The organism is Paraclostridium sordellii (assembly GCF_000953675.1).
GTDB lineage: Bacteria > Bacillota > Clostridia > Peptostreptococcales > Peptostreptococcaceae > Paraclostridium > Paraclostridium sordellii.
In genome coordinates this window covers 2,727,021-2,740,677 of record NZ_LN679998.1, presented here as the reverse complement: position 1 = coordinate 2,740,677, position 13,657 = coordinate 2,727,021, and the positions used below count along the sequence as shown (strand labels likewise).

Here is a 13,657-nt window from a genome sequence, read left to right as displayed (position 1 = left end):
TTGTTTAATGTATACAAGTGATATTAGTCAATTGTTAAAAATTGAAAATAAAAATTTACATAATTATTGGTAAAGATTTAAGGAGGTATACTAATGAAAGTATTAGTATTAAACTGTGGTAGTTCTTCATTAAAATATCAATTAATAGATATGGCAAATGAAGAAGTTTTATGTATAGGATTAGTTGAAAGAATAGGAATAGAAGGTTCTATATTAAAGCAAGAGAAAGATGGAGTAGAAGGTAAGCTTGTAGTTGAGCAACCAATGAAAAACCATCAAGATGCTATAAAATTAGTATTAGAAGGTGTAGTTCACCCAGAGTTCGGTGGAGTTAAAGAAATAAGCGAAGTAGAAGCTGTTGGACACAGAGTAGTTCACGGTGGAGAGAAATTTGCTAAATCAGTTAAGATAAATGGTGAAGTTATGGCTGCATTAGAAGAGTGTGTTGAATTAGCACCACTTCATAACCCAGCTAACATAATGGGAATAGAAGCTTGTGAAGCTATACTTCCAGGAGTACCAATGGTTGCTGTATTTGATACTGCATTCCATCAAACTATGCCTAAGAAGTCTTACTTATATGGATTACCTCATGAGTTATATACTAAATACGGTGTAAGAAGATACGGATTCCACGGAACTTCTCACAAATATGTATCTCAAAGAGCTGCTGATATGTTAGGAAAGAACATAGAAGACGTAAAAATAATAACTTGTCACTTAGGAAACGGAGCTTCTATAGCTGCTGTTGATGGTGGTAAATGTGTAGATACTTCAATGGGATTCACTCCATTAGAAGGTTTAATAATGGGAACTAGATGTGGAGATATAGATGCTGCTATATTACCATTCTTAATGGAAAAAGAAGGATTAACTGCTGCTGGTTTATCTGACTTAATGAACAAACAATCTGGAGTATACGGAATGACTGGTATATCAAGTGACTTCAGAGATATAGAAGGAGCTGCTTCAAAAGGAGATGAAAAAGCTCAAGTTGCATTAGATGCTTATGTACAAAGAGTTCAAAAATACATAGGAGCTTATGCTGCAGAAATGAACGGAGTAGACGCTGTTGTATTTACTGCTGGTGTTGGTGAAAATGGTATAGAAATAAGAGAATCTATAGCTTCAAATATGGAATTCTTAGGAATGAAATTAGATAAAGAAGCTAACAAAGTTAGAGGTAAAGAAAGAGTAATATCTACAGAAGATTCTAAAGTTAAGATGTTATTAATACCAACTAACGAAGAGTTAATGATAGCAAGAGATACAGTTGCATTAGTAAAATAATTGTAAGTGGATATAATACTATTAAGGTAGGTTAAAACCTACCTTAATTTTTGCCAATATAAGAGTTAAGTATCAAGTAAAAATACTTGACAAACATAGCTTATATTTGTATAATAAATTTGGCAATAAATTGAGGTGAACTTAATGAAAATTAGTTTAGATAAGATAATAAGAAGAGAAACTGATAATTTACACTTGAATTTTTGCGAAAAAATTGATAGTATTAATTATTGTGATGATACTTATAAACTAGCTTCTCCAATTAATTTAAATGGTAAAATAAGCAATGCGAATAAAGGCTTATTTCTAGATTGTAATGTTGATTTTAAAATAATCGATAACTGTGCTAGATGTTTAAATGAAGTGGAAGTAGAGTTAAGTTATCCTATTCAAGGATTTTTAGTAAAAAAAGAAGTTGACGAAAATGAAGTAGAAGAATTTGATGTTTATACTTATAAAGATGATGAAGTAGACTTCATAGATTTAATAGAACAAACATTAGATTTCAATTTACCTCAAAGAGTTCTTTGTAGTGAAGATTGCAAAGGTCTTTGTTCAACTTGCGGAGCAAACTTAAATGATGGAGTTTGTTCTTGTAATGAAGTCGCGAACGACGAGGATACAATAGATCCCCGTTTTGCTAAATTAAAAGAAATGTTTAAAAATGACTAAGGAGGTGGCGTAAATGGCAGTACCAAAGCGTAAAACATCTAAATCAAATACAAAAATGAGAAGAGCAGCTAACTCAAAAATGGTAGCAACTGGATTCGTAAGTTGCCCACAATGTCATGAGCCAAAGTTACCACATAGAGTATGTCCAGACTGTGGATATTATAAAGGTAAAGAAGTTGTAGCTAAGTAATACTTCTAAAAAACATGTAGAATACTCTACATGTTTTTTTTTGCTTAATTACGGTAAAACTTATGATAATATTTAATTATACCTAAAAATTATAAATAAAAAATAAATAAGTGGTTGATTATTTATAATTAATATTATATACTACTATTAGTAGTTGGTACTAATTCCAACTATAAAAACTTGGAGGTAATATGAAAAAGAAGAGCAAAGCAGAAAGACAACACGAACTTGTCGAAATGCTGAAAAATGATCCTTTTTATACAGACGAAGAATTAGCCAGTGTATTTGATGTAAGTATACAAACTATAAGACTAGATAGACTTACGTTAAATATACCAGAATTAAGAGAAAGAGTTAAACAAATTGCTGAGACTGAAACATCTAAAGTTAAGACTTTAGGTATAAAAGAGATAACAGGAGAGATAATTGACTTATCAGTAGGTCAATTAGGCATATCTATGTTAGATATTACCGAAGATATGATTTACTCCAAAACAGGTACTCTTAAAGATGAATATATATTTTCATTAGCAAATTCATTGGCTATGGCCATTATAGACGCACCACAAGTAATTATGAGATTTGCTAATATAAAAACGCTTAAACATATACAACAAAAAGATAGGCTTATAGCTAAAGCCGAAATATACAAAAATGTTGATAAAAAACATTATGTAAAAGTTGTAGTTAATAATAAAGCGCAAGAACAAATTTTTAGAGGAAAATTTATATTTGAAGAGTTGGTTTAGGAGGAGAAGGATATGAAAATTGTAATTGATGGAATGGGTGGAGACAACGCACCAAAATCGAATGTAGAAGGTGTTGTTAACGCAATAAATGAATATGGTGTAGATGTAATAATAACTGGAGATAAATCTACATTAGAAAATGAATTTTCGAAGTATGAATTTGATAAAAGTAAATTAGAAATAGTTCATACAACTGAAATAATAGAAAATGAAGATAAACCTGTAAAAGCAATAAGATCTAAAAAAGATTCATCTATGGTTGTTGCTTTAAGAATGGTTAAAGAAGGTAAAGCTGATGCAATAGTATCTGCAGGAAATACTGGAGCATTATTGGCAGGAGGATTATTTGTCGTAGGAAGAATTAAAGGTATTGATAGACCTTGTTTATGCCCAGCTATACCAAATGTAAAAGGTGGAATGACTATTATAGCAGATGGTGGAGCAAATGCAGATTGCAAGCCAATAAACTTAGTTGAATTTGCAGGTATGAGTAATATATATGCTAAAAAAGTATTAGGACTTCAAAATCCAAGAGTTGCACTTGCAAATGTTGGAATAGAAGAAGGAAAAGGAAATGATTTAGTTAAAAAAACTTATGAAGAACTTAAAAAGTTAGATTTAAACTTTATTGGAAATATAGAAGCAAGAGAACTTATAAACTCATATACAGATATAGTTGTATGTGATGGATTTACTGGAAATATATTATTAAAATCAGCAGAAGGTATAGCTATGTCTATACTAGGATTATTAAAAGAGACTTTCTTATCTAGTACAAAAGGAAAACTAGGAGCACTACTTTTAAAGGATGATTTAAAAAAGTTAAAAAGTATGATGGATTATGCTGAATATGGAGGAGCACCTTTATTAGGTGTTAACGGAGGCGTTATCAAAGCACATGGAAGCTCTGATGCAAAAGCAATAAAAAATGCTATAAATCAAGCTATTAAATTTGCAAATGGTAATGTAGTTGAAGATATAAAAGGATTTATACAATCCTTGGAAGAAGATAAGAAAGAAGAATAAGAAAATACCACTTGGAGGTTAAATTATGAATACAAAGGCTGGTATAGTCGGAGTTGGGAGTTATGTTCCTAAAAATATAATTTCAAATTTCGATCTTGAAAAGATAATGGATACATCAGATGAATGGATAAAAACTAGAACTGGAATAAGGGAAAGAAGAATAGTAGATGAAAATGAAGCAACATCAGATCTTGCAACTAAAGCAGCATTAAATGCTATAAAAGATGCAAATTTAACTCCAGAAGATATAGACTTGATAATTGTAGCTACAATAACTCCTGATATGATATTCCCATCTACAGCATGCCTAGTTCAAGCTAATATTAAAGCTACTAAGGCAGCATGTTTTGATTTAGAGGCAGCATGCTCAGGATTTATATATGGAATTACAGTAGCTAAACAATTTATAGAATCTGATACATATAAACATGTTTTAGTTATCGGAGCGGAAGCTTTATCTAGAATATTAGATTATGAAGATAGATCGACTGCTATACTTTTTGGAGATGGAGCAGGGGCTGTAGTTATGGGACCTGTTATTGAAGGTGGAGTATTATCTACTAGCTTAGGTTCTGATGGAAATGGTAAAGATTATCTTAATATACCAGCTGGAGGTTCAAAAACTCCAGCAAGTGAAGACAGTATAAAAAATAAATTGCATTATATAAAAATGGCAGGAAATGATGTTTTTAAATTTGCAGTTAGAATAATGCAGGATGCATCAGTTGAATGTATTGAAAGTGCAAATCTTGAAATACAAGATATAGATTACCTTATACCACACCAAGCTAATATAAGAATAATAGAAGCTTCAGCAAAAAGACTTAAATTAAGTATGGATAAAGTTTATGTTAACCTAGATAAATATGGAAATATGTCAGCAGCATCAATTCCGGTAGCATTAGATGAAGCTTATAGAGAAGGTAAGATAAAAAAAGGCGATAATATAGTGTTAGTAGGATTTGGAGGCGGTCTAACTTGGGGAGCTTCTGTAGTTAGATGGAGTATATAAGGAGGAAACTTATGAATAGATTATGTGAAATTTTAAATATAAAATACCCAATAATTCAAGGTGGAATGGCTTGGGTTGCTACTGCAGAATTAGCTGCAGGAGTATCAAATGCAGGAGGCCTAGGGTTAATAGCAGCTGGTAATGCACCAAAAGAAGTTATAAGAGAGCAAATAAGAAAATGTAGAGAATTAACAGATAAAACATTTGGTGTTAATGTAATGTTATTATCACCATTTGCAGATGAGATAATTGATTTAGTAATAGAAGAAAAAGTAGAAGTTATAACTACTGGAGCTGGAAATCCAGCTAAGTATATGGATAGATTAAAAGAAGTGAATACAAAGGTTATACCAGTAGTTCCAACTATAGCACTAGCAAAAAGAATGGAAAAATATGGAGCAGATGCTGTTATAGTTGAAGGAACAGAAGCAGGTGGACATATAGGAGAATTAACTACGATGGTTTTAACTCCACAAGTTGTAAGTAATGTAAATATACCGGTTATTGCAGCTGGAGGGATAGCTGATGGGAAAGGTTTGGCAGCAGTGTTATGCTTAGGAGCTAGCGGAGCTCAAATTGGAACAAGATTTATATGTAGTGATGAATGTATAGTACATGAAAATTATAAGCAACTTATTTTAAAATCTAAGGATAGAGATGCAATTGTAACAGGTAGAACTACAGGGCATCCAGTAAGAACTTTAAAAAATAAGCTAGCTAAAGATATATTAAATATGGAAAAAGAAGGAGTAGATCCTTTAGATATAGATAAAAAAGGTATAGGGTCATTAAGAATGGCTGTTATAGAAGGTGATTTAGATAATGGTTCTTTTATGGCTGGACAGATAGCATCTTATATAAATGACATAAAGCCTTGTAAAGAAATAATTGAAGATATAATGAAAGAAGCTAAGTCTATAGTATCAAAAATTGATATAAACTTGGAGGTATCACATGGGTAAAATAGCATTAGTGTTTCCAGGTCAGGGAGCTCAATATGTAGGAATGGCAAATGATATATACAATAATGATGATATAGCAAGAAAAGTTATAGATGAAGCTGAAAAATCAATTGGAGTAGAGCTAAAAAGAATAATGTTTGAAGGCAGTGATGAGGAACTATCTAAAACAGAAAATACTCAACCAGCTATAGTTACACATAGTATAGCATTATTTAAAAGTTTAAAAGATAAAGTTAATTTAAAATATGATGCATGCCTAGGACTATCACTAGGAGAGTATAGTGCTTTAGTAGCTGCTGATGCAATAGAATTTCAAGATGCAGTTTCTGTAGTTAAAAAAAGAGGTAAATACATGCAAGAAAGTGTTCCTTTAGGAAAAGGAGCTATGGCTGCTATTTTAGGACTAGATAGAGATAAAGTTAAAAAGGTTATAGATGAAGTGAATGATGGTATAGTAGAAGTTGCTAATTATAATTCACCAGGTCAAATTGTCATTTCAGGAGAAGTAGATGCTATAAAAAATAGTATAAATATCTTTAAAGAAAATGGTGCTAAGAGAGCTGTTTTATTAAATGTAAGTGCACCTTTCCACTCGTCTATGTTAGAGCCAGCTGGTGTAAAATTGAAAAAAGAATTAGATTCTATAAAATTAAAAAAATGTAATGTATCTGTAGTTTCTAATGTTAATGCAAGATTCTATAAAGAAAACTATAAGGATTTGTTAATAGAACAAGTTAGTTCGTCTGTTTTATGGGAAGATTCTATAGAAAAATTAATAGATGAAGGCTTTGATACTTTCATAGAAATTGGACCAGGAAAAACTCTAAAAGGGTTCATAAAAAAAATATCGAGTAGGAAAAAGTCTGAAACAAACGTTTACAATATAGAAAATATGGAATCTATGAATGAATTTATAGAGATTTATAAAAGAGGTGAGATATAATGATGGACTTAAATGGAAAAGTAGCTCTTATAACTGGAGGATCAAGAGGTATCGGTAAAGCTATAGCTATAAAGTTAGCATCTTATAAGGCTAATATAGTTATAAACTATACTTCAAATAAAGAACATGCATTAAAAGTTAAAGAAGAGATAGAAAGCTATGGAGTTAAAAGTATAGCTATAAAATGTGATGTATCAAAGTCAGATGAAGTTAACAATATGATAGAAGAAGTAGTTAAAGAATTTGGGCAAATTGATATATTAGTAAATAATGCAGGAATAACTAGAGATGGACTTTTAATGAGAATGAAAGAAGAAGATTTTGATTCTGTAATAGATATAAACTTAAAAGGTGTTTTTAACTGTACAAAATCAGCAACAAAATATATGATGAAAAAAAGATATGGGAAAATAATAAACATATCATCTGTAGTAGGCCTTATAGGAAATGCAGGGCAAGCAAATTATTGTGCATCTAAAGCAGGAGTTATAGGTCTTACAAAATCTAGCGCCAGAGAACTTGCATCAAGAAATATAAATGTAAATGCAATAGCACCTGGATTTATCGATACAGATATGACTAGTGTTTTAAATGAAAACTTAAAAGAAACTATGTTAAAAAATATTCCACAAAATAGATTTGGAAGTCCAGAGGATGTAGCAAATTTAGTTTTATTTTTAGCAAGCGATATGTCCAGCTATATAACTGGTCAAATCATTAATGTAGATGGTGGAATGGTTATGCAATAAATTTAAAAATTAAAATTATAAAATAAAATCTAGGAGGAAACAAATATGTTTGAAAAAGTTGTAGAAATAATAAAGGATCAATTAGGAATAGAGGATAAAGAAATAACTATGGAGACTTCATTAATGAAAGATTTAGAAGCAGATTCACTAGATGCAGTTGAAATAATGATGGCACTTGAAGATGAGTTTTCAATAGAAATTCCAGATACAGAAGCAGAAAAGTTTGTATGTATAGGAGATATAGTTAAATATATAGAAGCTAACAAATAGTGGAGGATAAGTTATGAAAAAAAGAGTTGTTATAACTGGATTAGGTTGTGTAACTCCAGTTGGTATAGGAAAAGAACAGTTTTGGGCCAACATAAAAGATGGAGTTTGTGGTATAGATACAATAACTAGATTTGACGCATCCTCTTTTCAAACACAAGTAGCTGGGGAAGTTAAAGATTTTAACCCAGAAGAATATATAAATAAAAAAGAATTAAAGAGAATGGATAGATTTACTCACTTTGCAATAGCATCTGCTGATATGGCTGTAAAAGATGCAAATATTGATTTAGAAAAAATAGATAGAGATAAAATGGGTGTTATAATAGGTTCAGGAATAGGTGGAGTTGAAACTATTGAAGAACAACATAAGATAATGTTAGAAAAAGGAAATAGAAGGGTAAGTCCATTCTTTGTACCTATGATGATAGCTAATATGGCTGCTGGCCAAGTTTCAATTTTACTAGGAGCTAAAGGACCTAACACAAATGTAACAACTGCATGTGCATCTGGATCTCATGCAATAGGAGATGCTTTTAAGGTTATCCAAAGAGGAGATGCAGATATTATGGTAACTGGAGGTAGCGAAGCTGGAGTTACACCATTAGCATTTGCAGGATTTTGTAATATGAAGGCTATGTCAACTAGAAATGATGATCCAAAAACTGCATCAAGACCATTTGATAAAGACAGAGATGGGTTTGTAATGGGAGAAGGATCAGGAATAATAGTATTAGAAGAGTTAGAACATGCTTTAAAAAGAGGAGCTAAAATTTATGCTGAATTAGTAGGGTATGGAGCTACGGCTGATGCATACCATATGACAACTCCAGCAGAAAATGGAGAAGGAGCAGCAAGATCAATAAGTATGGCTATAAACGATGGAAACATACCTCTTAATGAAGTTGATTATATAAATGCACATGGTACATCGACTTACTATAATGATAAGTATGAAACTTTAGCTATAAAAGATGTATTTAAAGAACATGCATATGAGCTTTGTGTTTCATCTACAAAATCTATGACAGGGCACTTATTAGGTGCAGCGGGAGCTATAGAAGCTATAGTTTGCGCTATGTCAATTTATGATGGATATGTTCCTCCTACTATAAATTTACAAAATGTAGATGAGGAATTGGATTTAGATTATGTTCCAAATGAAGGAAAAGAAAAAGACGTTAGATATGCATTATCAAATTCTTTAGGGTTTGGTGGTCACAATGCGACTTTAGCATTTAAAAAATATGAATAATAAAAAACTTCTAGTGATTAATTTTGCTAGAAGTTTTTTTTATTGTAATAAAAAGTTTTTGGAATAAAATAAGAAACTTGAAAATATAATTATACAAACAAAGGAGGACAAGAATTATGAAAAAACTCTCAGAGGAAATTTTAAACTCTATAGCACCAAGCATAAAAGAAAAAATAATTAAAATTCAAGATGAGAAAACTATAGAAGAAATAAGACTAAGAGTTAACAAACCTTTAATATTAAATTCAAATAATAAAGATTATTTTTTTAATCAATCAAAAATGATTTTAGATAAAGAAGAGATTAACTCATACATTGTAACAAAAGAAGATATAGAAAGAACATTCCAACTTATGTGTAAATACTCCATACACTCTTTTATGGATGATATAAAAAAAGGATTTATAACATTAAAAGGTGGACATAGAGTTGGTATTGTTGGGAAAGTAGTTATAGAAGATGAGTCTGTAAAAAATATAAAACATATTTCTTCTTTGAATATAAGAGTATCAAGAGAAGTCTTAAATTGCTCAGAAAAAGTTTTAGGGCATATAATTAAAAATTCTAAAGAAGTAAACAATACGTTAATCATTTCTCCGCCACAATGTGGGAAAACCACTTTACTTAGAGATATTGTTAGAAATATTAGTACTGGAAACAAAGCAAGAGGATTTGAAGGAGTTAAAGTTGCTTTAATAGATGAAAGAAATGAAATAGCTGGATCGTATTTAGGAATCCCTCAAATGGATATAGGAATAAGAACAGATGTTATAGAGACATGTCCAAAAGATATAGGTATAATGATGCTTTTAAGAGCCATGTCACCTAAAGTAATTGTTACAGATGAGATAGGAAGTGAAAAAGAAATAAAAGCCTTATATACTGCATTAAATGGAGGGGTTAGTCTAATAACAACGGTACATGGAGATTCCATAGAAGATATAAAAGAAAGAAAAGAGCTAAATAGACTACTAGATAAAGAATTGTTTAAAAAAGTTATAATTTTATCTGCGAAAAACGGTCCTGGAACAATAGAAAAGATATATGACCTAGAAGAAAAGAGGTGGTATTTTGCAAATTAAAATAATAATGATAAGTATACTAGTAGCTTGCAGTTATCTCATAGGAGAATATATATATAAAGCATATACTAAGAGGCATAAACAATTAAATGAACTCATAAGAATATTAGAGATAATGAGAATGGATTTAGCATTTGGACTATACACCCTAGATGAAATGTTTTTTAGAATAGGAGAAAATAAAGAGATGTCTTTTCATATGGTTTTTAAAAACATATGTAAAGATTTAAGAGATGAAAATAACAAAACATTAGAATCAATATTGGATAAAAATTTAAAAGATATGGGGAAAGATACATATTTACAAGACCAAGAGATTGAAGAACTGAAAAATTTAATTTTAACACTTGGAAAGGGAGATATAGAATCACAAGAAAGAATGATAGATTTATCTATTAGTAATTTGAAGAAAATGACAGAAGAAAGCTTAGAGGATATAAATAAAAAGGGGAATGTTTATAAGAAGCTTTCGACTATAATTGGATTGGTTATAGGAATTTTTTTAATGTAGGAGGTTGAATATGGATATAACTTTGATATTTAAGGTAGCAGGTATTGGACTGTTAATTTCAGTACTCAATATGGTGCTTGAAAAAACAGATAGAAAAGATTGGACTACCTTAACTACGCTTGCAGGAGTGATAATTGTTTTGACGATGGTAATAACAGAAATAAACGATTTATTTAATGCTGTAAGAACAATGTTTCAACTGTATTAAGGGGGAGATGCTTTGGATGTAATGAAACTAGTAGGACTTGCACTAGTATCAACGATTTTATGCTTGATTATAAAAAAGGATAGACCTGAGATGGCTATGTTTATTGCCATATTAACAGGAATAATGATTTTATTATCTGTGACATATCAGTTTAATTTCATAATAGAAAGTATAAATGAATTGGCTAATAAGGCTAATATACCTACTATGTATATATCGCTAATAATAAAACTAATTGGTATAGCTTATTTAATGGAGTTTGCAATTCAAATTTGTAAAGATTGCGGAGAGGGGAATATAGCATCTAAGCTTGAATTTGGAGGAAAGATTATAGTCATGACAATGTCATTCCCTATTTTAGTATCTATAATAGATATGATTTTAAATATAATCCCATAGGAGAATGAATACATATGAAAAAAATATTAATTAGTATAACCATGTGCATACTAATTGGATTTACATTTACAAGTATTTCTTTTGCAAACGAAGAAGAAATAAAAGATAGTGTGGATTCATATATAACCAAGCAACTAAATAAAATTAACTTGGAAGATATACAAAAGCATATAAAGGAAGAAAATTTACTTGTAGACGTGGACTTAAAAACTTTTGTAAAAGATTTAATATCAGGTAAAAAAACTATGCTAGATTTATTTAACAAAGAGGGGTTTAAGGTATTTTTATTTGAAGAATTAAAAGCAAGTCTAAAAGTAGCTTCCATAATATTTGTTTTAGCTCTTTTATCATCTATTTTAAAAAGTTTAGACAATTCATTTTCATCTGGAGCAGTAAGTCAAGTGACTACATATATAGTCTTTATAGTCATGGTAACATTAACCTTAGTTGGCTTTAAAGATGTCTTAAATATTTGCAATAATACTATTGATAGTATGATTAGTTTGATGCAGATTGTAATGCCTATTTTAATCACGTTTTTAGTAGTTATGGGATTTCCAATTACATCTACGGTTATGACACCTATATTTATGGGTGGAGTAACATTTATAAATATAGTATTTAAAAACTTTTTATTCATTTCTATTACCATAGGATTTGCAGTATTAGTTATCAATAATATTTCGAGTAGCATAAAACTAAAAAAATTATCATCATTTATAAAGCAAATAAACTTAATAACAATTGGAGCGATATTCACCATATATTTAGGACTTGTTTCTATGCAGGGTATGTATGTAAAAAGTTTAGATGGATTTGCCATAAAGAGCACTAAATTTGCTATAGGAAATTTTATACCTGTTGTAGGGGGGTTTGTTTCAGACTCCTTTGATATAATTCTATCATCTTCACAGTTAATAAAAAATTTATTTGGAGGAGTAGGGCTGATAATTCTTATAGGAATATGCCTTATACCTATAGTAAAAATAATTTCAATAATCTTGGTATATAAAGCATCAGCTATGATTGTAGAGCCAGTTGGAGAAGAAAATATATCTAATTTTTTAAATGAAATCTCAAATTTAATGGCTATAATGTTAGGTTGTATAATCGCTATAACAATAATGTTTTTTGTTACGATAGCAATAGTAATATCTATTAGTGTCGTAGCTCAATAAAGGAGGAACTTGTGTTAGAAAGTGTAAAATCTTGGATAGTCAGCATTTTAATTGCTGCTTTTATAGTTAATATAGTTAATATGGTTTTACCATCCTCTAAAATTAAGTCGTACATAAACTTAGTATTAAATTTTATATTTATATTTATAGTTATAACACCAATAATTAACTTTTTTTCGGATGGAATAAGTCTAGAAGATAGAATTTTAAAAACATATACTAAGTACAATCAAGAATATATAGATAGTATGAATAAGTTATCAAAAGATACTGGTAATGAAAGTTTAAAGTCTGGATATGAAGAGGGTATAAAAAGCATATTACAGCTTAAGCTAGATGAGTATGGATACGAATTAGAAGACGTAGACGTAGATGGAAAGGACATAAATAAAGTAAAAGTAAAAGAAAAAAGTAGTAATGAAGGTAAAACAAAGAATGCACAATCTAGTAATGATGAAGAAGATAAGCAAGTATTTAATGAAGAATCTAATGGAAAATCTAAAACAGAGATGAAAGAGAGTTTAGGAGACATACTTGATATATCAATTGAAAATATAGAAATTGATTGATAGGGGATGAAAAAATGTTTAAAAATTTTAAAGAAGAAGACAAGAAAAAAATATATACATTAGCAGCAGTGTCATTTGCATGTATTATGGGACTTGTTATTTTTTCTAAAAAACCAACTGATAATAAAGAAAAAGAAGCTTTTAAGGAAGAAAAGAACACAAGTGTTAAAAATGTTCAGGTTAAAGAAAAGGATGATCTAGAAAGTAAACTAAAAACAATATTATCAAAAATAGAAGGAGCTGGAGATGTAGATGTCATGATAACATTTGCAGCTAGCGAGCAAATTGAACCTGCATTTAACTCAAATGCAACTAAAGAGGAAACAACAGAAAAAGATGCAAAAGGAGGAGAAAGAACTGTAACAACATCTAGTGAAAATAAGACGATGATAACATCTGGGGAAAATAAACCTGTTGTTATAAAAACCTCAGGACCAGAAATAAAAGGAGTTTTAGTAGTGTCAAGTGGAGCTAAGGATCCTTTAATTAAAGAAAATTTATATTCAGCAGTTCAAACAGCACTTCAAGTCTCTGGACATCAAGTAGAAATATATTCAAAATAAATTAAAAAATAATCATAATAATAAAGCTCGTA

Annotated in this window: 18 protein-coding genes; all 18 read left to right on the top strand. The window is 29.9% G+C overall.

Features of this window, described 5'->3' with window-relative positions; all coding sequences use genetic code 11:
• Nucleotides 1-93: 93 nt before the first annotated feature.
• The 18 genes from ATCC9714_RS13285 (at nucleotide 94) to ATCC9714_RS13200 (ending at nucleotide 13,625) form a co-directional block, all read left to right on the top strand.
• Nucleotides 94-1,290: an acetate/propionate family kinase gene (locus ATCC9714_RS13285; RefSeq protein WP_021129195.1), complete on the top strand. Its 1,197-nt coding sequence runs from the start codon at nucleotides 94-96 to the stop codon at nucleotides 1,288-1,290.
• Nucleotides 1,291-1,434: 144 nt separating this feature from the next.
• Nucleotides 1,435-1,962 carry a YceD family protein gene (locus ATCC9714_RS13280; RefSeq protein WP_021129194.1) on the top strand — a complete coding sequence of 176 codons (528 nt, stop codon included), beginning with the start codon at nucleotides 1,435-1,437 and terminating at the stop codon, nucleotides 1,960-1,962.
• Nucleotides 1,963-1,975: 13 nt separating this feature from the next.
• Entirely contained in the window at nucleotides 1,976-2,152 is a 177-nt protein-coding gene (gene rpmF, locus ATCC9714_RS13275) for a 50S ribosomal protein L32 (protein WP_021122919.1), read from the top strand.
• Nucleotides 2,153-2,343: 191 nt separating this feature from the next.
• Nucleotides 2,344-2,901 (top strand): transcription factor FapR, encoded by a 558-nt coding sequence (gene fapR, locus ATCC9714_RS13270; RefSeq protein ID WP_021129193.1) that lies wholly within the window; start codon nucleotides 2,344-2,346, stop codon nucleotides 2,899-2,901.
• A 12-nt stretch (nucleotides 2,902-2,913) separates the two neighbouring features.
• Nucleotides 2,914-3,927, top strand: a complete 1,014-nt coding sequence (plsX, locus tag ATCC9714_RS13265) for a phosphate acyltransferase PlsX (RefSeq protein ID WP_057545447.1) — start codon at nucleotides 2,914-2,916, stop codon at nucleotides 3,925-3,927.
• A gap of 25 nt (nucleotides 3,928-3,952) precedes the next feature.
• A complete protein-coding gene (locus ATCC9714_RS13260) occupies nucleotides 3,953-4,939 on the top strand; it encodes a beta-ketoacyl-ACP synthase III (RefSeq protein WP_057545448.1) in 987 nt (328 codons plus the stop codon).
• Between the two features lie 11 nt (nucleotides 4,940-4,950).
• Nucleotides 4,951-5,901, top strand: coding sequence for an enoyl-[acyl-carrier-protein] reductase FabK (gene fabK, locus ATCC9714_RS13255; RefSeq protein ID WP_054630378.1), 951 nt, complete (start codon nucleotides 4,951-4,953; stop codon nucleotides 5,899-5,901).
• Entirely contained in the window at nucleotides 5,894-6,844 is a 951-nt protein-coding gene (gene fabD / locus ATCC9714_RS13250) for an ACP S-malonyltransferase (protein ID WP_057545449.1), read from the top strand. The genes fabK and fabD overlap by 8 nt, the downstream gene beginning before the upstream one ends.
• Entirely contained in the window at nucleotides 6,844-7,593 is a 750-nt protein-coding gene (gene fabG, locus ATCC9714_RS13245) for a 3-oxoacyl-[acyl-carrier-protein] reductase (protein ID WP_155485738.1), read from the top strand. The genes fabD and fabG overlap by 1 nt, the downstream gene beginning before the upstream one ends.
• A gap of 45 nt (nucleotides 7,594-7,638) precedes the next feature.
• Entirely contained in the window at nucleotides 7,639-7,863 is a 225-nt protein-coding gene (gene acpP, locus ATCC9714_RS13240; RefSeq protein WP_021122909.1) for an acyl carrier protein, read from the top strand.
• A gap of 13 nt (nucleotides 7,864-7,876) precedes the next feature.
• Nucleotides 7,877-9,115, top strand: a complete 1,239-nt coding sequence (gene fabF / locus ATCC9714_RS13235; protein ID WP_057545450.1) for a beta-ketoacyl-ACP synthase II — start codon at nucleotides 7,877-7,879, stop codon at nucleotides 9,113-9,115.
• Between the two features lie 116 nt (nucleotides 9,116-9,231).
• A complete protein-coding gene (gene spoIIIAA, locus ATCC9714_RS13230; RefSeq protein ID WP_057545451.1) occupies nucleotides 9,232-10,197 on the top strand; it encodes a stage III sporulation protein AA in 966 nt (321 codons plus the stop codon).
• Nucleotides 10,187-10,708, top strand: a complete 522-nt coding sequence (locus ATCC9714_RS13225) for a stage III sporulation protein AB (protein ID WP_021122905.1) — start codon at nucleotides 10,187-10,189, stop codon at nucleotides 10,706-10,708. Before spoIIIAA ends, ATCC9714_RS13225 begins: the two co-directional genes overlap by 11 nt.
• 10 nt (nucleotides 10,709-10,718) lie before the next feature.
• Nucleotides 10,719-10,916: a stage III sporulation protein AC gene (gene spoIIIAC / locus ATCC9714_RS13220; RefSeq protein ID WP_021122904.1), complete on the top strand. Its 198-nt coding sequence runs from the start codon at nucleotides 10,719-10,721 to the stop codon at nucleotides 10,914-10,916.
• A 21-nt stretch (nucleotides 10,917-10,937) separates the two neighbouring features.
• Nucleotides 10,938-11,315: a stage III sporulation protein AD gene (spoIIIAD, locus tag ATCC9714_RS13215; protein ID WP_237164402.1), complete on the top strand. Its 378-nt coding sequence runs from the start codon at nucleotides 10,938-10,940 to the stop codon at nucleotides 11,313-11,315.
• A gap of 14 nt (nucleotides 11,316-11,329) precedes the next feature.
• Entirely contained in the window at nucleotides 11,330-12,493 is a 1,164-nt protein-coding gene (gene spoIIIAE, locus ATCC9714_RS13210) for a stage III sporulation protein AE (protein WP_057545452.1), read from the top strand.
• 11 nt (nucleotides 12,494-12,504) lie between these two features.
• Complete coding sequence (locus ATCC9714_RS13205) at nucleotides 12,505-13,062, top strand: stage III sporulation protein AF (protein WP_057545453.1); 558 nt, start codon at nucleotides 12,505-12,507, stop codon at nucleotides 13,060-13,062.
• Nucleotides 13,063-13,076: 14 nt separating this feature from the next.
• The gene (locus ATCC9714_RS13200; RefSeq protein ID WP_055340254.1) at nucleotides 13,077-13,625 is read left to right on the top strand and encodes a stage III sporulation protein AG; all 549 of its coding nucleotides are present in this window, start codon (nucleotides 13,077-13,079) and stop codon (nucleotides 13,623-13,625) included.
• The last annotated feature ends 32 nt before the right edge of the window (nucleotides 13,626-13,657 follow it).

What these genes read in the sequence shown, in the direction of transcription:
- spoIIIAD (WP_237164402.1), top strand. Translation starts at nt 10,938, where the DNA reads ATGAAACTAGTAGGACTTGCACTAGTATCAACGATTTTATGCTTGATT.
- fabG (WP_155485738.1), top strand. Translation starts at nt 6,844, where the DNA reads ATGATGGACTTAAATGGAAAAGTAGCTCTTATAACTGGAGGATCAAGA.
- acpP (WP_021122909.1), top strand. Translation starts at nt 7,639, where the DNA reads ATGTTTGAAAAAGTTGTAGAAATAATAAAGGATCAATTAGGAATAGAG.
- ATCC9714_RS13200 (WP_055340254.1), top strand. Translation starts at nt 13,077, where the DNA reads ATGTTTAAAAATTTTAAAGAAGAAGACAAGAAAAAAATATATACATTA.
- fabK (WP_054630378.1), top strand. Translation starts at nt 4,951, where the DNA reads ATGAATAGATTATGTGAAATTTTAAATATAAAATACCCAATAATTCAA.
- ATCC9714_RS13260 (WP_057545448.1), top strand. Translation starts at nt 3,953, where the DNA reads ATGAATACAAAGGCTGGTATAGTCGGAGTTGGGAGTTATGTTCCTAAA.
- fabD (WP_057545449.1), top strand. Translation starts at nt 5,894, where the DNA reads ATGGGTAAAATAGCATTAGTGTTTCCAGGTCAGGGAGCTCAATATGTA.
- fapR (WP_021129193.1), top strand. Translation starts at nt 2,344, where the DNA reads ATGAAAAAGAAGAGCAAAGCAGAAAGACAACACGAACTTGTCGAAATG.
- rpmF (WP_021122919.1), top strand. Translation starts at nt 1,976, where the DNA reads ATGGCAGTACCAAAGCGTAAAACATCTAAATCAAATACAAAAATGAGA.
- plsX (WP_057545447.1), top strand. Translation starts at nt 2,914, where the DNA reads ATGAAAATTGTAATTGATGGAATGGGTGGAGACAACGCACCAAAATCG.
- spoIIIAA (WP_057545451.1), top strand. Translation starts at nt 9,232, where the DNA reads ATGAAAAAACTCTCAGAGGAAATTTTAAACTCTATAGCACCAAGCATA.
- ATCC9714_RS13285 (WP_021129195.1), top strand. Translation starts at nt 94, where the DNA reads ATGAAAGTATTAGTATTAAACTGTGGTAGTTCTTCATTAAAATATCAA.
- fabF (WP_057545450.1), top strand. Translation starts at nt 7,877, where the DNA reads ATGAAAAAAAGAGTTGTTATAACTGGATTAGGTTGTGTAACTCCAGTT.
- spoIIIAC (WP_021122904.1), top strand. Translation starts at nt 10,719, where the DNA reads ATGGATATAACTTTGATATTTAAGGTAGCAGGTATTGGACTGTTAATT.
- spoIIIAE (WP_057545452.1), top strand. Translation starts at nt 11,330, where the DNA reads ATGAAAAAAATATTAATTAGTATAACCATGTGCATACTAATTGGATTT.
- ATCC9714_RS13280 (WP_021129194.1), top strand. Translation starts at nt 1,435, where the DNA reads ATGAAAATTAGTTTAGATAAGATAATAAGAAGAGAAACTGATAATTTA.